The sequence below is a fragment of the Enterobacter sp. ODB01 genome (assembly GCF_001623605.1).
GTDB classification, from domain to species: domain Bacteria; phylum Pseudomonadota; class Gammaproteobacteria; order Enterobacterales; family Enterobacteriaceae; genus Enterobacter; species Enterobacter kobei.
In genome coordinates, this window is record NZ_CP015227.1 from 986,635 (window position 1) to 1,009,281 (window position 22,647).

The window sequence follows — 22,647 nt, forward strand, 5'->3', positions numbered from 1 at the left end:
TTTCTTAATATTTTCTCGATAACGGACATATCTTTTATGAATATACTGAAGAGTGGCATACAGAAAAAATGTGTTGCTGCTGCGCTGTTATGTGCATCGGTAACGTCTTTGCCTTTATACGCTGAAACCACGGCCAACTGGTGGGAAAGATGGCAGGATAACCAGGCCTTCAATGAAGCTCTGGATGAACTCGGTATGAGTTATCAACTGTTATCTGAAGATCCACAAAAAACCCTCACCCGTTCAGCCGACCCGACTGATGTTCTCTACTGGCAAAAGCGCACCATGCAAATTTATGGTGATGCTGACAAAGACATTTATTATATTCCAGCCATTGAAGATCATGATGAAGCTCGTGCCAGAACAGGCTTCACAGGTCGCAATCCCTATTTTAATACCTATTATTATGGTGAAGAGGGTGATACGTTCACATTGACCACCTCTTCCCAACCCGATGATGTGGTCTGCTACGCAGGACTGGAAAATCAATACAGCGGTACAATCACCACTAAATATCAGGTGCAGTTAAATGCCAATCACTCAACGCAATATACCCTGAGTGAAAATGGATTAATGCTGCTGGCCTGCTGGGATAAAAGTGGTACCTATAGCCATATGAACACACTCGTTCGTGTGGATGTCACATCGACGACCGCGAAAAAACACCCGCTATTTGTTTTTGGACTTAACACAAAAGAAGAGTGGAAGGCCCTGAGCCAGCAGAGTACACCGACCGGGCAAACACTCCTGTTTGACGGGCGCTCTCGGTATGTCGTGAATAATTCCACCGCTAAAGCGTCACTGAATACCAATGTGCTGCAAATGCTGCGCGAACAATTAAGCTACGTCATGGACTATGATAGGGTTAACGGGCTTGATGGGTCATCGTATTTACATCAGCCTCTGCGCGGTTTGAATTTCGGTATTTTTAACAGCTGCTGCTGGTCTCAGGGAGGCGCCGGACGTATTGGGATCGGCTTTGGCAACAGCTTACCAACCGAAACCAGCTGGGGCCATTGGCATGAATATGGTCACCAAAATCAGATGACCTGGGCATGGGACGGGTCAACGGAAGTGACAAATAATATTATGTCCGTTTCAGCCTGCCGTGTGTTACGCGGAGAAGTAACGGATAAATCCTGTCACGAAAATCTGTATTACAACAATTTCTCCTGGGATTAGCAGGCCGTCGGTTCTTTCCTGAACTCTGGCGAAACACATCAGTTTGATACTGACAATGACGTCTTCCGTAAATTAATGATGTTTACCCAGCTGAAAACATCATGGCCCGATCTCTTCGCTTATATTGGCAAAGCCTACCGCGAAACCTATAACGAGGGTAAAGGCAAATCTCTGGTTGCAACCAATCAACAAAAAATTGATTTCTTTGTGGTCAATGCCAGCAAAGCAGCGGGGCATGATTTACGTGAATTCTTTACACGTTGGGGTTTAGGCTATTCCGCTGATGCTGACTCACAAATTGCTGCCCTGAACTTACCTCAGCCGAACAAAGTGACGAAAACCTTTACCGGTAGCCTGAACGGCTCTTCCCCGATAACGATTGAAGTTCCGGCTGAAGATAACACTGTGAATATTGCTTTTGTGACCAACACGCCTAAGGCTGGCCCTACCTCTCTGGTCTGGGTTGAGGATGGTGAAACGCCACTGTATGCGCAGGTTGTCGATAGTCGTAACAGAAGCTTCATCGTGAAACTGCGTGGCCAGAACAGCCATGGCGGCTGCAATATTCATTCCGTTAACACCGCGGTTAACTGCAACTCAGGAACAAGCGCATATTTAAGAGTCGCTTATAAAGCAGAAGATAACCCGCATCTGCCTCAGGGCAGCTATACGGGTGTTCTTCATCTGATTGCGCGTGACTGGCACAACACGGACTGGACGGCAAACGTGAATGTCGATCTCTCCATTGTGAAGTAAGTGCTTTATTGCTGCGCCAGTTTCTGGCGCAGCAGAAAATGATTCGGCCTGACTTGCTTATTTATCAGATTGACTACAATGAATATTAATTAGTTCTACATTTAATAATCCGTTACGAAATGTTGTAATTAAACAAGCTTCACCTCATGTTTAATTACGGACATTTTAACTATGAATATATTTCAACATGGAATAAAGAAAACTTTTTCCATCGCAGCACTACTTTGTGCGTCTGTTTCTTCCGCTTGTTATGCGGCAGAGACGGTCTCTACTAACCAAACGATGTGGGACGAGTGGAAAAATAATCCGGGATTTACTGAAGCACTCGATGAATTAGGTATTGACTACAATAATTTAATCAATCCAGCTTATGCATCAACCTATGATGTACAAAATGTCAATAACCCCCTGTTCTGGCTCAACCGTACTTTAAAAGTTTACGGTGAGGCTGAACAAGGTCGCTATCAAATTCCTGTTACCGAAGTTCATGGCAATGGCACGAACAGAACCACCAACGGTGGACGTAATAATTACTTCTTAACACATACATGGGGCGTCAAGGGTGAAAACGTTACCCTCCGTCTCGGTGATGTTCCGCAAAATGTTTCCTGCTATGCTGCCGTTGATCCTAACTACGAAGGTATTGTCGGTCCTGCTAATGAGCTTATTCTGAATGCAAACGGTGACACAACCTACACATTCTCTCAGAACGCGCTGCTTATCGTTGGGTGTCAGGATAAAACCAAAAAAATGGAGAATATTGATACATTCGTCTCCGTTGATATTGTTAACGGCGGTACGTATCACCCCCTCTTTATCTTTGGTATGAATGACAGAGCCGAGTGGCGCCAGCAGGCACAGGCCACAACGCCATCAGGCTACCACTTTATGTTTGATGGCAGGACACGCTTCGTTGCAAGTCAGGCAATTGCGCAAAACTCAGCAACTAAAAATATAGAGCAGACCCTCCGCCAGTCGCTGCTGCGAACCATTACTTATGACAAAGTCGATGGGCTGGATGGCTCGAGCTGGTTGCACCAGCCTAGCCGTGGCTTGCTCTTCGTCTCTTATCAGAGCTGCTGCTGGGCAAATAGCGGGCAAGGGCTGATTGGCGTGGGTGGTGACAGCTCAATCCCTGAGACACCGAGCTGGCTCGACTGGCACGAATACGGTCATCAGTTCCAGATGGGATGGTCCTGGAGTGACCAGGGAGAAGTTACCGTCAACCTTTATTCTATCGCTGCATGTTACACCACCCTCGGCGATACCGATTTCAAAAACTGTCATAGTAATGAAGGCTTTTACGGTTTCGGTTGGGATCAACAAGCTATCGGCACTCTGCTGAAATCCGGGCACACCTGGAATTTTGCTAAAGAAGATCTGTTCCGTAGGGCGTCTTTCTTTGGTGAAATAATGACGAGCTGGCCACAGCTTTACCCGGCACTGTCGAAAGCTTACCGTGAAGTTAACCAGAATGACCCAACCCTGGTTAATAGCAGCCAGAAAAAAATCGACTGGTTTACGCTTAATGCCAGTAAAATCGCCGGCGTTAATCTGAACCAGTATTTCCAGCAGTGGAATATTCCCCTTTCCGCAGAGGCGATTGCAGCAATTAATGCGCTGAATTTACCTCAACCTAAGAAAGTTGCGAAAACCTTTACCGGTAGCCTGAACGGCTCTTCCCCGATAACGATTGAAGTTCCAGCTGAAGATAACACCGTAAATATTGCTTTTGTGACCAACACACCTAAGGCGGGCCCTACCTCTCTGGTCTGGGTTGAGGATGGTGAAACGCCACTGTATGCGCAGGTTGTCGATAGCCGTAACAGAACCTTCATCGTGAAACTGCGTGGCCAGAACAGCCATGGCGGCTGCAATATTCATTCCGTTAACACCGCGGTAAACTGCAACTCTGGAACAAGTGCATATTTAAGAATCGCTTATAAAGCAGAAGATAACCCGCTTTTGCCTCAGGGCAGCTATACGGGTGTTCTCCACCTGATTGCGAATGACTGGCACAACACTGACTGGACGGCAAACGTGAATGTCGATCTCTCCATTGTGAAGTAAATGCTTTATTGCTGCGCCAGTTTCTGGCGCAGCAGAAAATGATTTGGTATCCCCCCTGCAATGCGTACAATCCGCCTCTCACTATGAATTATCCAGGAGAGTGGATGGACGCTCGTTTTGTTCAGGCCCATAAAGAAGCGCGCTGGGCGCTGTGGCTGACCCTTCTCTATCTTGCCGCATGGTTGGTAACCGCTTACTTACCTAATTCAGACATCGGTATTACCGGCCTGCCACACTGGTTTGAAATGGCGTGCCTGCTGGTACCGCTGGTATTTATCCTGCTGTGCTGGGCGATGGTTAAATTTATCTACCGGGATATTCCGCTGGAGGACGATGATGCAGCTTGAAGTCATTCTGCCGCTTGTCGCATACCTGCTGGTCGTATTTGGCTTGTCCATTTATGCCATGCGTAAAAGGGCGACCGGCGCCTTTCTGAATGAGTATTTCCTCGGTAGCCGTTCGATGGGTGGCGTCGTGCTGGCCATGACGCTGACGGCCACCTACATCAGCGCCAGTTCATTTATCGGCGGTCCCGGTGCCGCGTATAAGTACGGGTTAGGCTGGGTACTGCTGGCCATGATCCAGCTACCTGCCGTCTGGCTCTCTCTGGGTATTCTGGGTAAAAAGTTTGCCATTCTGGCACGGCGCTATAACGCCGTGACGCTCAACGATATGCTGTTTGCACGCTACCAGAGTCGCTTGCTGGTGTGGCTGGCAAGCCTGAGCCTGCTGGTCGCCTTTATTGGTGCGATGACGGTGCAGTTTATCGGTGGAGCTCGTCTGCTGGAAACGGCAGCCGGGATCCCCTACGAGACAGGGTTGATTATCTTCGGGGTAAGCATTGCGCTGTATACTGCGTTTGGCGGATTCCGCGCCAGCGTGCTGAACGATACGCTGCAGGGAATGGTCATGCTGATTGGCACGATCGTTCTGCTGGTGGGCATCGTTCATGCTGCGGGTGGACTTACGCATGCGGTGGAAACCCTGGAAGCCATAGATCCGAAACTGGTCTCGCCGCAAGGCGCGGATGATATTCTTTCTCCGGCATTTATGACGTCGTTCTGGGTGTTAGTCTGCTTTGGGGTGATTGGTCTGCCCCATACCGCCGTGCGCTGTATCTCCTATAAAGACAGCAAAGCCGTTCACAAAGGCATTATTATCGGGACGATTGTCGTCGCGATCCTGATGTTCGGCATGCATCTGGCGGGTGCATTAGGACGTGCAGTCATCCCTGACCTTACCGTGCCGGATCTGGTGATCCCGACACTGATGGTTAAAGTGCTGCCGCCATTTGCCGCCGGGATTTTCCTTGCTGCGCCAATGGCCGCTATTATGTCCACTATCAACGCCCAGCTACTGCAAAGCTCCGCGACGATCATTAAAGATCTCTATCTCAACCTGCGTCCTGAGCAGGTAGAAAATGAACGTCGCCTGAAGCGTATGTCAGCCATTATTACGCTGGTGTTAGGGGCATTGCTGCTGTTAGCCGCATGGCGCCCGCCGGAGATGATCATCTGGCTGAACCTGCTGGCGTTCGGCGGCCTTGAAGCCGTTTTCCTCTGGCCGCTGGTGTTGGGTCTCTACTGGGAACGTGCCAATGCTGCAGGCGCGCTGGGCGCGATGATTGTTGGCGGTGTGCTGTATGCCGTACTCGCAACGTTTAAGATTCAGTACCTGGGCTTCCATCCAATTGTGCCTTCGTTACTGCTAAGTTTACTGGCGTTTGTGGTGGGGAACCGTTTCGGTCAGCCCGTCCCACAGTCCGCTATGATTTCTACTGATAAATAAAGAGTTTTGCCATGCCGTGGATCCAATTAAAACTGAACACAACCGGCGCGAACGCCGAGGAACTGAGCGATGCGCTGATGGAGGCCGGCTCGGTCTCCATCACCTTCCAGGACACGCATGACACGCCGGTCTTCGAGCCGCTGCCGGGCGAAACGCGCCTGTGGGGTGATACCGACGTCATTGGACTTTTCGATGCCGAGACCGACATGAAAGAGGTCGTCGCGATTCTGGAAAACCATCCACTGTTAGGTGCAGGTTTCGTGCACAAAATCGAACAGCTGGAAGATAAAGACTGGGAACGGGAGTGGATGGATAACTTCCACCCGATGCAGTTTGGCAAGCGTCTGTGGATCTGCCCAAGCTGGCGCGAAGTGCCTGATGAAAACGCCGTCAACGTGATGCTCGACCCGGGCCTGGCATTTGGTACCGGCACCCACCCGACCACCTCCCTGTGCCTGCAGTGGCTGGACGGTCTGGATCTGGCAGGAAAAACCGTGATCGACTTCGGCTGCGGCTCCGGGATCCTCGCTATCGCGGCGCTGAAACTCGGTGCGGCAAAAGCGATTGGGATCGACATCGATCCGCAGGCAATTCAGGCCAGCCGCGATAACGCCGAGCGTAACGGCGTCTCCGATCGTCTGGAGCTGTATTTGCCGGATGCGCAGCCAGCGGCCATGAAAGCCGACGTGGTGGTCGCCAACATCCTGGCAGGCCCGTTACGTGAACTGGCACCGTTAATCAGCGTACTGCCCGTTGAGGGCGGTCTGCTGGGGCTTTCAGGTATCCTGGCAAGCCAGGCCGACAGCGTGTGTGAAGCCTACGCGGATCTCTTCGCCCTTGACCCGGTGGTAGAGAAAGAAGAGTGGTGCAGGATCACCGGTCGTAAAAAATAAGCATTTGGCGTGGTCATCTGACCACGCCTCTCCTCCACTGATAGTCCTCTCTCCCCGCGCATTTCTCCGGTAAAATAACCACACAAATCATAATGATTTGAATTACAACAATTCACCGGAAGAATATTATGAAACACATTACTGGCAAGGCAGCGCTGATTGCGCTGAGTATGATCTCGGCATCAGCTTTCGCTTCACACTGGAGCTACGAAGGGGAAGGTTCACCGGAACACTGGGGTGAACTGGACGAGGCCTACAAGGCCTGTCAAAACGGGATGAATCAGTCTCCGATTAACATTGAATCGACCGCAAACGCCCATTTCTCTCCGCTTAAAACGCACTACATTGATGGCTCTATGACGTTGACGAACAATGGCCATACCATTCAGGCCAGTGAGAAAGCGGATACCCGCGACACGATAACCCTGGATAATCAAGCCTGGACTCTGCAGCAGTTCCATTTCCACGCGCCGAGCGAGAACACCGTGCATGGCAAAAAATACGCAATGGAAATGCATCTGGTGCATAAAAATAGCGCAGGTGAGCTGACCGTAGTGGCCGTCATGTTTGATAAAGGCGCCGCGAACCCGGAGCTTGATAAGCTGTGGAGCGTGATGCCCCAACAGGCTGAACAGAACATCTCCATTAAGCAGGATCTCAACCTGAACAAGCTGCTCCCGGTCAACAAAACTTACTGGCGCTTCAGCGGTTCACTGACCACCCCACCTTGTTCAGAAGGCGTCACCTGGATTGTGCTTAAGCACCCTCTCACGCTCTCAGCTGAGCAGCTGGAGAAATTCACCCATACAATGCATCACGATAACAACCGCCCGTTACAGGCCCTGCATGGCCGTCTTGTGGTCGAATAATCTGCATTTTTTGCCCTGAGATCATGTTCTAAAATGCGACAGAGATCGCAAAGAAGTGAGGAAATCTGCTGCGAAAAACAGCAGATTATCCCGCTCAACTGTCGCGTTTAATGAGAAATGATGAGAAGTTACGGGAAATTGCAAGCGCTCATAAAACAATCATTTAATTATAACCCAATGATTTAAATGATGAATAATTTTTAACGGAATGATTGAGCGGCGATTCCTTGATCTACAACAGTGGATTGTTCAAAGTTTGGCCTTTCATCTCGTGCAAAAAATGCGTAATATACGCCGCCTTGCAGTCACAGTATGGTCATTTCTTAACTCATGCGCATCGGACACCACCAGCTTAGAAATCGCCTGATCGCAGCCCCAATGGCAGGTATTACCGACCGGCCGTTCAGGACGCTGTGCTATGAGATGGGAGCCGGTTTAACCGTATCCGAGATGATGTCGTCTAACCCGCAGGTCTGGGAAAGCGATAAATCCCGCCTTCGGATGGTGCACATTGATGAGCCAGGTATCCGCACCGTGCAAATCGCCGGAAGCGTGCCTGAAGAGATGGCAGATGCCGCGCGTATTAACGTGGAAAGTGGCGCCCAGATTATTGATATCAATATGGGTTGCCCGGCCAAGAAAGTGAATCGCAAGCTTGCAGGTTCAGCCCTTCTGCAATACCCCGATCAGGTGAAGTCTATCCTGACGGCGGTTGTCAGCGCGGTGGACGTTCCTGTTACGTTGAAGATTCGCACGGGTTGGTCGCCGGAACACCGTAACTGTGTAGAGATTGCCCAACTGGCCGAAGACTGTGGCATTCAGGCCCTGACCATTCATGGACGCACTCGCGCCTGTTTGTTCAATGGTGAAGCTGAATACGACAGCATTCGGGCAGTTAAGCAGAAGGTTTCCATTCCGATTATCGCGAATGGCGACATAACTGACCCGCTTAAAGCCAGGGCTGTGCTCGACTATACGGGAGCTGATGCTCTGATGATAGGACGTGCAGCTCAGGGAAGACCCTGGATCTTCCGGGAAATCCAGCATTATCTGGACACTGGGGAGCTGCTTGCCCCACTGCCTCTGGCAGAGGTTAAGCGCTTGCTTTGTTCGCATGTTCGGGAACTGCATGACCATTACGGTCAGGCAAAAGGGTACCGAATTGCGCGTAAACACGTCTCCTGGTATCTCCAGGAGCACGCTCCAGATGACCAGTTTCGGCGCACATTCAACGCCATAGAGGATGCCAGCGAACAGCTGGAGGCGTTGGAGGCATACTTCGAAAATCTTGCGTAATGAAATAAAGAGCTGACAGAACTATGTTCGAACAACGCGTAAATTCTGACGTACTGACCGTTTCTACCGTTAACTCTCAGGACCAGGTAACTCAAAAGCCCCTGCGTGACTCGGTTAAACAGGCACTGAAGAACTATTTTGCTCAACTGAATGGTCAGGATGTTAATGACCTGTATGAGCTGGTACTGGCTGAAGTTGAACAGCCACTGTTGGACATGGTGATGCAATACACCCGCGGTAACCAGACCCGCGCTGCGCTGATGATGGGTATCAACCGTGGTACTCTGCGTAAGAAACTGAAAAAATACGGCATGAACTAATTTCGATTAGCGAAATGCTTGTTTAAAAAGGCGCTACTCGGCATGGGGATGCGCCTTTTTTATTGCCTGTTAATGTTATCGTCAACGCTTTGTAAACCCTCGCGTATCCCGCTTTTAAACCGCAACTTTTCGTGTATATTTCCACCACTTCAGTGGTTCTCTTCTCGCGGAATGACACAATGATTCGTAAATACTGGTGGCTGGTTGTCTTTGCAATCTCCGTTTCCCTCTTCGATGCCCTTTTGATGCAGTGGATTGAACTGATGAGCACTGAAACCGACAAGTGCCGCAATATGAACTCCGTGAACCCGCTCAAATTAGTGAACTGCTCAGAACTCGATTAACGCCCTGACGTCACTGCCCCCCGAATTACCCACTAAAAACGGGGATTTAAAACCCTTTGAGCCGTTACCTTACGGTGATAATGTCTCGCCCTTCTCAACCTCTCCTGCTTAACGTCAGACACGAGTAGAACCGACCATGCTGGTTAGCCAATACAACCTTATCCTTGTAGTTCTTTCCTTCGTTGTGGCCATCCTCGCGTCGTATACCGCACTGAATATGGCGGCACGCGTCGCCGGAAGTCAGGGCGTCGCCGCCCGCGTCTGGTTGGCTGGCGGCGGTATTGCGATGGGCATTGGCGTGTGGGCTATGCACTTTATCGGCATGCTGGCGATGGACCTCTCCATGAGCATGAGTTACAACGTCAGCCTGACCATTTTATCCATGGTCATTGCCGTGGGTTCTTCACTGTTTGCACTCTGGCTCGTCAGCTGTGAACAACTGCGCTTGCGCCGTCTGCTACCCGGCGCGCTGGTGATGGGAAGCGGTATTATCGCCATGCATTACACCGGTATGGCCGCGCTGGAAGTGAGGCCCGGTATCGTCTGGGACACGTTGTGGGTGGCCATTTCAGTCGTCATTGCCCTTGCCGCTTCGCTTGCTGCATTGTGGCTGACCTTCCGCCTGCGTCACGAAGCGGCTCAGGTCGTGCTGATGCGTCTGGGTGCCGCCATCACAATGGGCATTGCCATTGCCGGTATGCACTACGCCGGGATGAGAGCCGCGCAGTTTCCAATGTCGACGATGACGCACCATGTTGGTATTAACAGCAGCTGGCTCGCCATGTTGGTCAGCGTCGTCGCGCTCTCTATTCTTGGGATCACCCTGCTGGTGTCGATGCTGGATGCCCGTCTTCAGGCACGTACTGCCCTACTGGCCTCATCGCTTGCAGAAGCGAACCGGGAACTTGCTCAACTGGCGCTGCAGGATACGCTAACGCGTCTGCCCAACCGCATCCTGCTGGAAGACCGACTTGATCAGGCGATCAGTAAAGCCGATCGTGAAGGAACCCATTTTGCGCTGATGTTTATGGATCTCGACGGCTTTAAAGCCATCAATGACGCCTATGGTCATGATGTCGGTGACAAACTGCTGGTCGCCGTTACGCAGCGTCTGCTGCTGCTTCTGAAGGGCCAGTTCACTCTTGCACGTATCGGCGGTGATGAGTTTGTTCTGCTGGCTGAGGGCGAAGGCCCGGACGATGCGGCCTCGCTGGCAAATTCGCTGGTACGCGCGATCGATAGCCCGTTCAACCTCGACCCGTATGAACTGATGGTGACCCTCAGCATTGGTATCGCTTTTTATCCTCACGACGGCAAAACCGAACGCGAGTTGATGTTTAACGCCGACGCGGCGATGTACCACACCAAGCATATGGGCCGAAACGGTTATCACTTTTTCCAGCCTTCCATGAACACCCTGGCGCAGACCCATCTTCAGTTAATGAACGATCTGTGGATGGCCATCGAACGCAATGAGCTGCGCCTGTTGTATCAGCCAAAATTTCACGCGCCCGCAGGACCTCTCCTCGGGTTTGAGGCACTGTTGCGCTGGCAACATCCTAAGCAGGGACTACTGACGCCGGATCTTTTCCTGCCACTGGCGGAAAAGACGGGGCTTATCATCCCTATTGGTAACTGGGTGATCAATGAAGCCTGCCGCCAGCTGAGAGAATGGCATCTTCAGGGACATCAAGACTGGTCAATGGCTGTAAACCTGTCGACATTGCAGTTTGAACAACCATCACTGGTTAAAACGGTTCTCGACTGCCTGGAGCGCCATCAGGTACCGCCGGAAATGCTGATCCTGGAAGTTACGGAAACGACGGCAATGAGCAACCCGGATGAGAGCGTACGGGTGCTGACAGAATTGACGAATGCAGGCGTGAAAGCGTCCATTGATGACTTTGGAACCGGGTATTCAAGCCTGCTGTATCTCAAGCGCTTACCGGCCTGTGAACTGAAGATCGACAGAGCATTTGTAAAAGAGTTAAGCGGGGAAAGCGAGGATGCCACCATTGTCTCGGCGATTGTGGCTCTCGCAAAAACACTTAACCTGAAAGTCGTGGCTGAAGGTGTGGAAACCGAAGCCCAACAAACCTTTTTAACAGAGCTGGGTTGTAACACCCTTCAGGGTTATCTGTTAGGCAAACCAGCCAGCGCGCAGACCATAGAGGCGCTTTGTGCGCGAGGTGAAATGTTGCCTGGCGCTGAGCTGTAGTCATCTTGAGGCGACACGCGCAAGACAGGGAGTGTCGCCAGAATACTGTCGACCAGAGCGGGTGCCTGTTGATAGAGATTAAAACTGTCGGTGTTCATTAACCAGTTTTTAATGATTCCGCTAAAAAAGCCATGCAATACAATCATGGTCAGCTCAACATTCATCTGCGCCGCAACGATTCTCTGAGAAATACATTTTTCCAGCGTAATACGTAAAGAATCATAATTAAAGCCAATGCGTTTACGGATTTCATCTTCTGAAATCATATCGCTATGAAACTCACATTTATGATACAGAATTTGTAAAAGCGCGCATTGCCGGGGTTCATGCGCGATATACTGTAGCGCAGTAATAAATTGCTCACGAAGCATTAACAACGGGTCATCATTTTCGGAAAGAGAAAGCCTGTCACAAATAATGTCACGCAGCGGTAATTGCTGTTCCCAGATCGCATTAAATATCTCTGCTTTACTGGTAAAGTGCCAGTAGATGGCACCGCGCGTAACCTTTGCGGCATCCGCGATATCCGTCAGCGTGGTACTGGCCACGCCACGCGTCGCAAACTGCCCGATAGCCGCCTCAATCAACTGCTGTCGGGTCTGTTGAGCCTCTTCTTTTTTTTTACGCGCCATAGGCAGCTACTCGTTACTCACTGGGTTTATACGTAACCTCGGGTTCGGATGGCTGGAATTATTCCCTAAAACCCGTTTTCATTTTGCACAAAAAAAGTCAAATCCCTTAACTCATAATTTATACAAATGCATAATCAATATTTAATTCATGATATGAATATTTTAAGGCATTAAACCCTCTTTATGTGGTTAGCCTGGAGGGGAGTATATTCATATCTTCTCCGGGCCCCATTCTGATTTTTCCTTCACGCCTCGTCATTCGCACTTATAAATTAAAAAACATTAAATATCCTCATTATTATACGCAGCTACATTTTATTTTTTTATCCCTCTGCCCCAACGACCGTTCTACGGCAAATCTCGGTTAATGGGTATTTAAAGGAACAGTAATGACGAATCATTTCAGACGTTTGCCCTTATCCGGTTTCATTGTCTGCGCTGTACTGCTCTCTGGATGCGATGGCCAGGAAAACCAACAACAACATCCCCAGGCACCTCAGGTCAGCGTGCATATCGTGAAAAGCGCGCCGCTGGCGGTCACCACTGAACTCCCGGGCAGAACGGATGCATTCCGCGTGGCGGAGGTTCGTCCACAGGTTAGCGGTATCATCCTGCGTCGTAACTTCACGGAAGGTAGCGATGTAAAAGCAGGAGATTCGCTTTACCAGATTGATCCTGCGACCTATCAGGCGGCTTACGACAGCGCGAAAGGTGAGCTGGCGAAGGCCCAGGCGGCGGCCAATATTGCGCATCTGACAGTAAAACGTTATCTCCCGCTGGTAGGCACCCAGTATGTCAGCAAGCAAGAGTATGACCAGGCCGTGGCAACAGCCCAACAGGCCGATGCCAGTGTTATCGCCGCCAAAGCCGGCGTCGAAAGTGCACGTATTAACCTTGCCTATACCAAAGTGACGTCTCCCGTCGATGGGCGCATCGGCAAATCCAGCGTGACAGAAGGTGCTCTCGTCACGAACGGGCAGGCCTCTGCACTGGCAACAGTCCAGCAGCTTGATCCGATTTACGTCGACGTCACCCAGTCCAGCAATGAATTTATGCGCCTGAAACAGACAAGCCTGCAAAAAGGCGACACGGCCAGCAGCGTTGAACTGCTGATGGAAAATGGTCAGCCTTATCCGCTGAAAGGAACGTTGCAGTTCTCAGACGTCACGGTGGATGAAAGTACCGGTTCGATTACCTTGCGCGCCATTTTCCCTAACCCTCAACACCTTCTGTTACCCGGGATGTTCGTTCGCGCCAGCATTGATGAAGGCACACAGCCGAATGCAATTCTGATTCCCCAGCAGGGCCTGACCCGTACGCCGCGAGGGGATGCAACCGTCATGGTGGTTAACGATAAAAACCAGGTTGAGCCACGCACCGTCGTTGCGCCTCAGGCCATTGGCGATCGCTGGCTGGTGACGGAAGGGCTGAAAAACGGTGACCGCGTGATTGTCAGCGGATTACAAAAAGCCAGGCCAGGTGCCACCGTCGTCGCCACCCCAGATACCACCACAGCGCCCGCCAGTTAAGGAACGACGACATGGCTAATTTCTTTATTCAGCGGCCGGTTTTCGCCTGGGTACTTGCCATCATTTTGATGATTGCAGGCGGGCTGGCTATTCTCAAACTGCCCGTTGCCCAGTATCCAACGATTGCCCCGCCAGCCGTTGCGATTTCCGCAACCTACCCCGGCGCAGATGCCCAGACGGTACAGGATACCGTGACCCAGGTTATCGAACAGAACATGAACGGTATCGATAACCTGATGTATATGTCCTCCACCAGCGATTCAGCGGGTAATGTCACCATCACCCTGACCTTCGAGTCGGGAACAGACCCGGACATCGCCCAGGTGCAGGTGCAGAACAAGTTGCAGCTGGCCATGCCGCTGCTGCCGCAAGAAGTTCAGCAGCAAGGGATTGGCGTTGAGAAGTCCAGCAGCAGCTTCCTTTTGGTCGCCGGTTTTGTTTCGGACAATAAAAGCCTTACTCAGGATGATATCTCCGACTACGTCGCTTCGAACGTCAAGGATGCCATCAGCCGAACATCGGGTGTCGGCGACGTTCAGCTGTTTGGTGCCCAGTATGCGATGCGCATCTGGCTCGACAGTAACGCGATGAACAAATACCAACTGACGCCGCTGGATATTATCAATCAGTTAAAAACGCAGAACGACCAGATAGCGGCAGGCCAGTTGGGTGGAACACCATCAGTCCCTGGACAGCAGCTGAATGCCTCCATCATCGCGCAAACTCGCCTGAAATCACCGGAAGAGTTTGGTCGCGTCACGCTCAAAGTGAACCAGGACGGCTCAATGGTTCATCTGAAGGATGTGGCTCGCATTGAGTTGGGTGGCGAAAACTACAATATGGTGACCAAAATCAACGGGCAGGCGGCAACCGGTCTGGGGATTAAGCTCGCTACTGGTGCAAACGCGCTGGATACGGCGGCAGCCATCAAGAGCAAGCTGGCACAACTGCAACAGTTCTTCCCGCAGGGACTGAAGGTCGTCTACCCCTACGACACCACGCCTTTTGTGAAAATCTCGATTCATGAAGTGGTGAAGACCCTGTTTGAGGCGATCATTCTGGTCTTCCTGGTCATGTATCTGTTCCTGCAAAACCTGCGGGCAACGCTGATCCCAACGATCGCCGTGCCGGTTGTTCTGCTGGGGACCTTCGCCGTGCTGGCTGCGTTCGGTTTCTCCATCAATACCCTGACGATGTTTGGGATGGTGCTGGCGATAGGGCTACTGGTTGATGACGCCATCGTGGTCGTCGAGAACGTTGAGCGCGTGATGGTGGAAGATAAACTGCCGCCGAAAGAGGCCACGCAGAAGTCGATGGAGCAGATTCAGGGCGCGCTGGTGGGGATCGCCATGGTCCTCTCGGCGGTCTTTGTTCCGATGGCCTTTTTTGGTGGCTCGACTGGGGCCATCTATCGCCAGTTCTCGTTAACTATCGTTTCCGCGATGGCGCTATCCGTGCTGGTCGCGCTGATCCTGACCCCTGCACTCTGCGCAACGTTGCTTAAGCCCGTCTCCAGCGACCACCATGAGAAGAAAAGGGGCTTCTTTGGCTGGTTCAATGCGCTCTTTGATAAGAGTGTGGAACACTACAGCAACAGCGTGAGCGGTATTTTGCGTAAGACCGGTCGCTATCTGGTGGTGTATGTCATTATTGTTGGTGGCATGGCGGTGTTGTTCCTGCGCTTACCGACCTCCTTCCTGCCCGAAGAGGACCAGGGGGTCTTTATGACAATGGTTCAACTCCCGGCGGGGGCGACCCAGACGCGTACTCAGGCGGTCCTCGACCAGGTTCAGGACTACTATCTGGACAAAGAGAAGGCGAACGTTGAATCCGTCTTCACCGTAAACGGCTTTAGCTTTAGCGGCCAGGGTCAGAACTCCGGTATTGCCTTTGTCAGCCTGAAGCCCTGGGAGGAGCGCCCGGGCGAGAAAAATAGCGTTGAAGCTATCGTGGGTCGCGCGACAAAAGCGTTCAGTCAGATTAAAGACGGCCTGGTGTTCCCGTTCAACCTGCCTGCGATTATTGAGCTTGGAACCGCAACGGGATTCGACTTTGAACTTATCGATCAGGCTAACCTGGGACATACCCAGCTGACGCAGGCACGTAATCAACTGCTCGCGATGGTAAAAGAGCACCCAGACCTGCTGGTGCGCGTGCGTCCAAACGGACTGGAAGATACGCCTCAGTTCAAGCTGGATGTCGATCAGGAAAAGGCGCAGGCATTGGGCGTCAGCCTTTCCGACGTCAACCAGACTATCTCGACGGCGTTGGGTGGCACCTATGTGAACGACTTTATCGACCACGGGCGCGTGAAAAAAGTTTATGTGCAGGCAGATGCCCGTTTCCGCATGCTGCCGGGGGACATTAACAACCTCTACATGCGCAGCGCGAACGGAGAGATGGTTCCCTTCTCCGCCTTTAGCTACTCTCACTGGGTTTATGGCTCACCTCGCCTAGAACGCTTCAACGGGATGCCTTCAATGGAGATCCTCGGGGAATCCGCACCGGGTAAAAGTACCGGCGAAGCGATGGTGTTGATGGAAAGCCTTGCCGCAAAACTGCCTGCAGGAATTGGCTATGACTGGACGGGCATGTCTTATCAGGAACGCCTTTCCGGTAACCAGGCGCCCGCACTGTATGCCATTTCACTGATCGTGGTGTTCCTGTGTCTGGCGGCCCTGTATGAGAGCTGGTCCATCCCATTCTCCGTGATGCTGGTTGTGCCGCTGGGTGTTATCGGTGCTCTGCTCGCCGCGTCGCTGCGCGGATTGAACAATGACGTCTATTTCCAGGTCGGCCTGCTGACGACAATTGGCCTGTCGGCGAAAAACGCCATCCTGATTGTCGAATTTGCTAAGGACCTGATGGATAAAGAAGGTAAAGGGATTATTGAAGCCACCCTGGAAGCATCAAGGATGCGCCTTCGACCGATCCTGATGACCTCCCTGGCCTTTATCCTTGGCGTCATGCCGCTGGTAATCAGTACCGGAGCCGGGAGCGGTGCGCAAAATGCTGTCGGTACGGGCGTTATGGGAGGCATGCTTTCCGCGACGCTGCTGGCGATTTTCTTCGTTCCCGTTTTCTTTGTGGTTGTCCGGCGACGGTTTACCCGCCATAAAGAGTAACGTCCCCCTGAAAGGCACCCTGCGGTGCCTTTTCTATTTTTAATATAAACAATAAATTAGACATTATTGAATTGCAGTGTTAAAAATGCGGTAATTTACATTTAGTAGAAACGCCCTGTTGTGTCTCCATAATTTCTCCATTAATTCATCCTGAAACCGACTTTTCTCCACGATTTTTACAAACGACATACTTTGAGATTATTCCCCGTGCAACGAGGTGTTACCCCGGTGGTAAAATAGCCTCCAGTTCGTTAATAGCCCTCCTGGCTTTGTAGCGAATGAGAAATAATACTGAGGTAACATCATGAAAAGATTCATTTCCGTTGCACTTCTCGCTGCGCTACTTGCTGGATGCGCGCACGATTCTCCATGTGTACCGGTTTACGATGACCAGGGTCGACTGGTTCATACCAATACCTGTATGAAAGGCACCACCCAGGATAACTGGGAAACCGCGGGTGCTATCGCCGGCGGAGCGGCTGCCGTGGCGGGTTTGACGCTGGGTATCGTTGCCCTGACGAAGTAACATCAATTAAGAAAGCGCGGCTCGGGCCGCGCTTTTGCGTTTAAAAAGTGCATTGTTTTCTAATTAGTAAAAAAAAAGCCCCGTTTTTATTCAAGAAATTAATTCCCATCGACTGGCTATCACATCTTTTTAGTATATAAAAGTTTATTTCATATTTTATCGTGATGATTTTCACACATTAATCTTATTGAATACCCTGCCAATATTCACTTCAGAAACTATCTCTTGATTTATCTCATCCTCATCGAAACTTTTGCTCCGATTTGTGGCACAGGTTGTAATTTCGCACCGTTTCGGGGCGTTCGTTTTATTTAAGCGTGTCTACACTCAGCATTAAGCGTTCTGTTATCACTTATTTTGTGGAACGCAAAACTGGCATTACGTTTGCTTTATAAACGTTGGCCAAAGCCACAGACAGGTTTAGCGCTTAAAAAGCGCTTCTATAACGATAAATTTCGCCACACAGGATGCATTATGAAAAAGACGATGATAGCCAGCCTGACCGCTGCAGGCATGTTGTTTGCCGTAGCGGGCCAGGCCCATGCGGGTACGACACTGGATGCCGTTAAAAAGAAAGGTTTTGTTCAATGTGGTATCAGTGATGGTCTGCCTGGCTTCTCATATGCCGATGCGAACGGCAAATTTACCGGTATTGATGTGGATGTCTGCCGCGGCGTCGCAGCTGCCGTTTTTGGGGATGACAGCAAAGTAAAATACACCCCGCTGACGGCGAAAGAACGCTTTACGGCGCTGCAATCCGGTGAAGTTGACATGCTCTCTCGTAATACCACCTGGACCTCCTCTCGTGATGCAGGTATGGGGATGTCATTTACCGGCGTGACCTATTATGACGGCATCGGATTCCTGACCCACAATAAAGCGGGCCTGAAAAGTGCCAAAGAACTGGATGGCGCCACCGTGTGTATCCAAGCGGGTACGGATACGGAGCTGAACGTCGCGGATTATTTCAAAGCCAATAAGATGAAATACACCCCTGTGACGTTTGATCGCTCGGATGAATCAGCCAAAGCACTGGAATCCGGCCGTTGCGACACGCTGGCCTCTGACCAGTCACAGCTGTATGCCTTACGTATTAAGTTGAGCAACCCGGCAGAATGGATTGTGCTGCCAGAAGTGATCTCCAAAGAACCTCTCGGACCTGTTGTTCGTCGTGGTGATGAAGACTGGTTCTCCATTGTTCGCTGGACCCTGTTTGCCATGCTGAACGCGGAAGAGATGGGCATCAACTCGAAAAACGTTGATGAGAAAGCCGCTAATCCATCCAACCCGGATATGGCTCACCTGCTCGGTAAAGAGGGTGATTTCGGCAAGGATCTGAAGCTGGATAACAAGTGGGCTTACAACATCATCAAGCAGGTGGGTAACTATTCTGAGATCTTTGAGCGCAACGTGGGATCGGAAAGCCCGCTGAAGATCAAACGCGGCCAGAACAATCTCTGGAATAACGGCGGCATTCAGTACGCGCCACCAGTACGTTAAGTCAAAGCTGTAACGGGCACTGCTCAGGCGGTGCCCAGTCCAGAGTCATGGTTACTGAGGTTTCTTTATGTCCCATCGCCGCTCAGCCGTAAAAGGAACGCTATCCTTTTCTCATCCCGCGGTCCGCGCCTGGCTATTCCAGATCATTGCTATTGTTGCGGTTGTTCTCATCGCCGTGTATCTCATCCATAACACCATCACCAACCTGAATAACCGCGGTATTACCTCCGGTTTTGCGTTCCTGGATCGCAGCGCAGGGTTTGGCATTGTTCAGCATCTTATTGATTATGAGGAAGGTGACACGTACGGACGCGTGTTTGTGGTCGGTTTACTGAATACGCTGCTGGTATCGGCGCTTTGTATTGTCTTCGCCTCGATATTGGGTTTCTTTATTGGCCTGGCTCGTCTTTCTGAAAACTGGCTCCTGCGGAAGCTTTCAACCTTTTATATTGAGACTTTCCGCAACATCCCACCGCTGCTGCAGATCTTTTTCTGGTATTTCGCGGTCCTGCGTAACCTTCCTGGCCCCCGCCAGGCCGTCGATGCGTTTGAGCTGTTTTTCCTGAGTAATCGTGGGCTATACATTCCCTCTCCGCAGTTCGCCGAAGGGCTTTACGCCTTCATCGTCGCAGTTATTATTGCGATCGCCATTTCTGTCGGGCTGTTCCGTTATAACCGCAAGCACCAGATTAAAACAGGGCAGCTTCGTAAAACATGGCCCGTTGGCGCTGCGCTAATTGTTGGCTTACCGTTAGTCGCTCACTGGCTTTTTGGTGCGGCTTTGCACTGGGATATCCCCCATCTGCGCGGGTTCAATTTCCAGGGCGGGATGGTGTTAATTCCTGAACTGGCAGCACTCACGCTGGCGCTCTCGATTTATACCTCCGCATTTATTGCAGAAATCATTCGCTCCGGGATCCAGGCGGTGCCTTACGGACAGCACGAGGCGGCGCGTTCACTTGGTTTACCGAATACCGTGACGCTGCGCCAGGTCATTATTCCCCAGGCCCTGCGGGTAATCATTCCGCCACTGACCAGTCAATATCTCAACATTGTCAAAAACTCATCGCTGGCCGCCGCGATTGGTTACCCGGATATGGTGTCTCTCTTCGCCGGCACCGTGCTTAACCAGACCGGACAAGCTATCGAAACCATTGCCATCACCATGTCTGTCTATCTGATCATCAGTCTGGCGATTTCATTGCTGATGAACCTTTATAACCGCCGTATTGCACTGGTCGAGCGCTAAGGATTTATGATGTCGAAAGCGATACTGTCGCACTCCTCGCGTCCAGCCAGCACAACCGGTGGACGTTTCATTATCTGGGCACGTAAGAACCTGTTCTCCAGCTGGAGCAACAGCCTGCTGACAATAGTCTGCCTGTGGTTGATGTGGGAACTGATCCCGCCGCTACTCAACTGGGCATTCCTGCAGGCGAACTGGGTGGGTTCCACGCGTGCCGACTGTACGAAAGCAGGCGCATGCTGGGTGTTTATTCACGAGCGTTTTGGCCAGTTCATGTATGGATTGTATCCTCATGAACAGCGCTGGCGGATTAATCTGGCGCTGGTTATCGGTCTGCTTTCCATCGCCGTAATGTTCGGGAAAAAGCTACCTCATCGCGGACGCTATATTGCCGGCTGGGCTGTAGCGTATCCCATTATTGTTTGGGTGTTGTTGTATGGCGGCTTCCTGGGGCTGGAACGCGTTGAAACACGCCAGTGGGGCGGTCTGACGCTGACGTTGATTATCGCTTCTGTGGGGATAGCTGGCGCTCTGCCGTGGGGCATTTTACTCGCTCTGGGGCGTCGTTCAACAATGCCGGTCGTGCGTGTGCTCTCAGTGATCTTTATTGAGTTCTGGCGTGGCGTACCACTGATCACCGTATTGTTTATGTCTTCGGTCATGCTGCCGCTGTTTATGGCAGAAGGTACAACGATCGACAAACTGATTCGTGCCCTGGTCGGGGTGATTCTGTTTCAGTCTGCCTATGTCGCTGAAGTTGTGCGTGGTGGCCTGCAGGCGTTACCTAAAGGCCAGTACGAAGCAGCGGAATCACTTGCTCTCGGATACTGGAAAACGCAGGGGTTGGTCATCCTTCCACAAGCACTCAAGCTGGTGATCCCGGGCCTGGTCAACACGATCATTGCCCTCTTCAAAGATACCAGCTTGGTCATCATCATCGGATTGTTCGATCTCTTTAGCAGCGTGCAGCAGGCAACCGTTGACCCTGCCTGGCTGGGCATGTCCACCGAGGGATATGTCTTTGCTGCTCTGATCTACTGGATCTTTTGTTTTAGCATGTCGCGCTACAGCCAGCACCTGGAAAAGCGCTTTAACACCGGGCGTACACCGCACTGAGGAAATTATGAGCCAAATTACTATGACACCCGCCGACGCGATGATTACGCTGGAAAACGTGAATAAATGGTATGGACAGTTTCATGTCCTGAAAGACATTAATCTCAAGGTAAAGCAAGGCGAACGAATCGTTCTTTGCGGCCCTTCCGGTTCAGGGAAATCGACAACCATTCGCTGTATCAACCATCTTGAAGAGCATCAGCAGGGACGCATTGTGGTTGATGGTATCGAGCTGAATGAAGATATTCGCAATATCGAACGCGTACGCCAGGAAGTGGGGATGGTATTTCAGCACTTTAATCTATTTCCCCACCTGACCGTTCTGCAGAACTGTACGCTTGCGCCGATTTGGGTACGAAAGATGCCGAAACAGGAAGCGGAGGCGTTGGCAATGCATTACCTCGAACGCGTACGTATTGCAGAGCACGCCAATAAGTTTCCCGGCCAGATCTCAGGCGGACAACAGCAGCGTGTGGCTATCGCCCGTTCGCTATGCATGAAACCCAAAATTATGCTGTTTGACGAACCGACATCTGCGCTGGATCCGGAAATGGTGAAAGAAGTGCTGGATACTATGATTGGGCTGGCGCAATCCGGGATGACGATGTTGTGCGTGACGCATGAGATGGGTTTTGCCAGAACGGTGGCAGACCGGGTGATCTTTATGGACCGCGGTGAGATCGTTGAACAGGCCCCACCGGATGAGTTCTTTGCGCATCCGAAGTCGGAACGTACGCGTGCATTCCTGTCGCAGGTGATTCATTAGTCATTTGCTTTGCCGGGTGGAGGCTTTGCCTTACCCGGCCTACCGTTTTTTCTGCACATAAACGCAAAAAGGCCATCCTTTCGGATGGCCTTTTCACTTATTTGATGTCTGGCAGTTCCCTACTCTCACATGGGGAGACCCCACACTACCATCGGCGCTACGGCGTTTCACTTCTGAGTTCGGCATGGGGTCAGGTGGGACCACCGCGCTAAAGCCGCCAGACAAATTCTTTTACTTCTTGCCGAACTTTAACCTAAGTATAAAGTGGTGCTGATACCCAGAGTCGAACTGGGGACCTCACCCTTACCAAGGGTGCGCTCTACCAACTGAGCCATATCAGCACACTAAATTTGATGCCTGGCAGTTCCCTACTCTCACATGGGGAGACCCCACACTACCATCGGCGCTACGGCGTTTCACTTCTGAGTTCGGCATGGGGTCAGGTGGGACCACCGCGCTAAAGCCGCCAGG

Annotated in this window: 17 protein-coding genes, 1 tRNA gene, 2 rRNA genes and 1 pseudogene; 17 read left to right on the forward strand and 4 right to left on the reverse strand. The window is 51.3% G+C overall.

Going from position 1 to position 22,647, the window contains the following annotated elements; genetic code table 11:
* The first annotated feature begins 285 nt into the window (after positions 1-285).
* The 10 genes and pseudogenes from A4308_RS04700 (at position 286) to A4308_RS04745 (ending at position 11,736) form a co-directional block, all read left to right on the forward strand.
* Positions 286-1,938 (forward strand): annotated as a pseudogene (locus A4308_RS04700) (M60 family metallopeptidase).
* A 171-nt stretch (positions 1,939-2,109) separates the two neighbouring features.
* The gene (locus tag A4308_RS04705) at positions 2,110-4,008 is read left to right on the forward strand and encodes a M60 family metallopeptidase (RefSeq protein ID WP_228037406.1); all 1,899 of its coding nucleotides are present in this window, start codon (positions 2,110-2,112) and stop codon (positions 4,006-4,008) included.
* A gap of 104 nt (positions 4,009-4,112) precedes the next feature.
* On the forward strand, positions 4,113-4,355 hold the full coding sequence (locus tag A4308_RS04710) for a YhdT family protein (protein ID WP_014885441.1): 243 nt from the start codon (positions 4,113-4,115) through the stop codon (positions 4,353-4,355).
* Positions 4,345-5,796, forward strand: a complete 1,452-nt coding sequence (panF, locus tag A4308_RS04715) for a sodium/pantothenate symporter (protein ID WP_014885442.1) — start codon at positions 4,345-4,347, stop codon at positions 5,794-5,796. The genes A4308_RS04710 and panF overlap by 11 nt, the downstream gene beginning before the upstream one ends.
* An 11-nt stretch (positions 5,797-5,807) precedes the next feature.
* Entirely contained in the window at positions 5,808-6,689 is an 882-nt protein-coding gene (gene prmA, locus A4308_RS04720) for a 50S ribosomal protein L11 methyltransferase (protein ID WP_014885443.1), read from the forward strand.
* Between the two features lie 128 nt (positions 6,690-6,817).
* The gene (locus A4308_RS04725) at positions 6,818-7,558 is read left to right on the forward strand and encodes a carbonic anhydrase (RefSeq protein ID WP_045281395.1); all 741 of its coding nucleotides are present in this window, start codon (positions 6,818-6,820) and stop codon (positions 7,556-7,558) included.
* 330 nt (positions 7,559-7,888) lie between these two features.
* Complete coding sequence (gene dusB / locus A4308_RS04730; protein ID WP_014885445.1) at positions 7,889-8,854, forward strand: tRNA dihydrouridine synthase DusB; 966 nt, start codon at positions 7,889-7,891, stop codon at positions 8,852-8,854.
* Positions 8,855-8,877: 23 nt separating this feature from the next.
* Entirely contained in the window at positions 8,878-9,174 is a 297-nt protein-coding gene (fis, locus tag A4308_RS04735; protein WP_000462905.1) for a DNA-binding transcriptional regulator Fis, read from the forward strand.
* 179 nt (positions 9,175-9,353) lie between these two features.
* Positions 9,354-9,518 (forward strand): DUF2556 family protein, encoded by a 165-nt coding sequence (locus tag A4308_RS04740; RefSeq protein WP_063308477.1) that lies wholly within the window; start codon positions 9,354-9,356, stop codon positions 9,516-9,518.
* 136 nt (positions 9,519-9,654) lie between these two features.
* Positions 9,655-11,736, forward strand: coding sequence for a putative bifunctional diguanylate cyclase/phosphodiesterase (locus A4308_RS04745; protein WP_045268630.1), 2,082 nt, complete (start codon positions 9,655-9,657; stop codon positions 11,734-11,736).
* Here the strand turns inward: A4308_RS04745 and envR are convergent.
* Complete coding sequence (gene envR / locus A4308_RS04750; protein WP_032635392.1) at positions 11,652-12,368, reverse strand: acrEF/envCD operon transcriptional regulator; 717 nt, start codon at positions 12,366-12,368, stop codon at positions 11,652-11,654. The two genes, A4308_RS04745 and envR, sit on opposite strands and share 85 nt — an antisense overlap.
* A 389-nt stretch (positions 12,369-12,757) precedes the next feature.
* Between envR and A4308_RS04755 the strand changes: the two genes are divergently transcribed.
* The 7 genes from A4308_RS04755 (at position 12,758) to A4308_RS04785 (ending at position 22,176) form a co-directional block, all read left to right on the forward strand.
* Positions 12,758-13,897 carry an efflux RND transporter periplasmic adaptor subunit gene (locus A4308_RS04755; RefSeq protein ID WP_045281383.1) on the forward strand — a complete coding sequence of 380 codons (1,140 nt, stop codon included), beginning with the start codon at positions 12,758-12,760 and terminating at the stop codon, positions 13,895-13,897.
* Between the two features lie 11 nt (positions 13,898-13,908).
* Complete coding sequence (locus A4308_RS04760; RefSeq protein ID WP_045281382.1) at positions 13,909-17,022, forward strand: efflux RND transporter permease subunit; 3,114 nt, start codon at positions 13,909-13,911, stop codon at positions 17,020-17,022.
* 304 nt (positions 17,023-17,326) lie between these two features.
* A complete protein-coding gene (locus tag A4308_RS04765) occupies positions 17,327-17,548 on the forward strand; it encodes a lipoprotein (RefSeq protein WP_008502867.1) in 222 nt (73 codons plus the stop codon).
* A 474-nt stretch (positions 17,549-18,022) separates the two neighbouring features.
* The gene (locus A4308_RS04770) at positions 18,023-19,048 is read left to right on the forward strand and encodes an amino acid ABC transporter substrate-binding protein (protein ID WP_014885451.1); all 1,026 of its coding nucleotides are present in this window, start codon (positions 18,023-18,025) and stop codon (positions 19,046-19,048) included.
* 67 nt (positions 19,049-19,115) lie between these two features.
* Entirely contained in the window at positions 19,116-20,297 is a 1,182-nt protein-coding gene (locus tag A4308_RS04775) for an amino acid ABC transporter permease (protein WP_014885452.1), read from the forward strand.
* Positions 20,298-20,306: 9 nt separating this feature from the next.
* Complete coding sequence (locus tag A4308_RS04780; protein ID WP_045134746.1) at positions 20,307-21,410, forward strand: amino acid ABC transporter permease; 1,104 nt, start codon at positions 20,307-20,309, stop codon at positions 21,408-21,410.
* 7 nt (positions 21,411-21,417) lie between these two features.
* Positions 21,418-22,176, forward strand: coding sequence for an amino acid ABC transporter ATP-binding protein (locus A4308_RS04785; protein ID WP_014885454.1), 759 nt, complete (start codon positions 21,418-21,420; stop codon positions 22,174-22,176).
* A gap of 106 nt (positions 22,177-22,282) precedes the next feature.
* On the opposite strand, the gene rrf (A4308_RS04790) is transcribed toward A4308_RS04785, so the two are convergent.
* From rrf (A4308_RS04790) to rrf (A4308_RS04800), 3 genes are all read right to left on the reverse strand, one after another.
* A 5S ribosomal RNA gene (gene rrf, locus A4308_RS04790) occupies positions 22,283-22,398 on the reverse strand.
* Positions 22,399-22,441: 43 nt separating this feature from the next.
* Positions 22,442-22,517: transfer RNA gene (locus A4308_RS04795), tRNA-Thr, on the reverse strand.
* 14 nt (positions 22,518-22,531) lie between these two features.
* Positions 22,532-22,647, reverse strand: a 5S ribosomal RNA gene (rrf, locus tag A4308_RS04800).

Coding starts and splice junctions, on each gene's coding strand:
- A4308_RS04705 (WP_228037406.1), top strand. CDS start 2,110: ATGAATATATTTCAACATGGAATAAAGAAAACTTTTTCCATCGCAGCA.
- A4308_RS04710 (WP_014885441.1), top strand. CDS start 4,113: ATGGACGCTCGTTTTGTTCAGGCCCATAAAGAAGCGCGCTGGGCGCTG.
- panF (WP_014885442.1), top strand. CDS start 4,345: ATGCAGCTTGAAGTCATTCTGCCGCTTGTCGCATACCTGCTGGTCGTA.
- prmA (WP_014885443.1), top strand. CDS start 5,808: ATGCCGTGGATCCAATTAAAACTGAACACAACCGGCGCGAACGCCGAG.
- A4308_RS04725 (WP_045281395.1), top strand. CDS start 6,818: ATGAAACACATTACTGGCAAGGCAGCGCTGATTGCGCTGAGTATGATC.
- dusB (WP_014885445.1), top strand. CDS start 7,889: ATGCGCATCGGACACCACCAGCTTAGAAATCGCCTGATCGCAGCCCCA.
- fis (WP_000462905.1), top strand. CDS start 8,878: ATGTTCGAACAACGCGTAAATTCTGACGTACTGACCGTTTCTACCGTT.
- A4308_RS04740 (WP_063308477.1), top strand. CDS start 9,354: ATGATTCGTAAATACTGGTGGCTGGTTGTCTTTGCAATCTCCGTTTCC.
- A4308_RS04745 (WP_045268630.1), top strand. CDS start 9,655: ATGCTGGTTAGCCAATACAACCTTATCCTTGTAGTTCTTTCCTTCGTT.
- envR (WP_032635392.1), bottom strand. CDS start 12,368: ATGGCGCGTAAAAAAAAAGAAGAGGCTCAACAGACCCGACAGCAGTTG.
- A4308_RS04755 (WP_045281383.1), top strand. CDS start 12,758: ATGACGAATCATTTCAGACGTTTGCCCTTATCCGGTTTCATTGTCTGC.
- A4308_RS04760 (WP_045281382.1), top strand. CDS start 13,909: ATGGCTAATTTCTTTATTCAGCGGCCGGTTTTCGCCTGGGTACTTGCC.
- A4308_RS04765 (WP_008502867.1), top strand. CDS start 17,327: ATGAAAAGATTCATTTCCGTTGCACTTCTCGCTGCGCTACTTGCTGGA.
- A4308_RS04770 (WP_014885451.1), top strand. CDS start 18,023: ATGAAAAAGACGATGATAGCCAGCCTGACCGCTGCAGGCATGTTGTTT.
- A4308_RS04775 (WP_014885452.1), top strand. CDS start 19,116: ATGTCCCATCGCCGCTCAGCCGTAAAAGGAACGCTATCCTTTTCTCAT.
- A4308_RS04780 (WP_045134746.1), top strand. CDS start 20,307: ATGTCGAAAGCGATACTGTCGCACTCCTCGCGTCCAGCCAGCACAACC.
- A4308_RS04785 (WP_014885454.1), top strand. CDS start 21,418: ATGAGCCAAATTACTATGACACCCGCCGACGCGATGATTACGCTGGAA.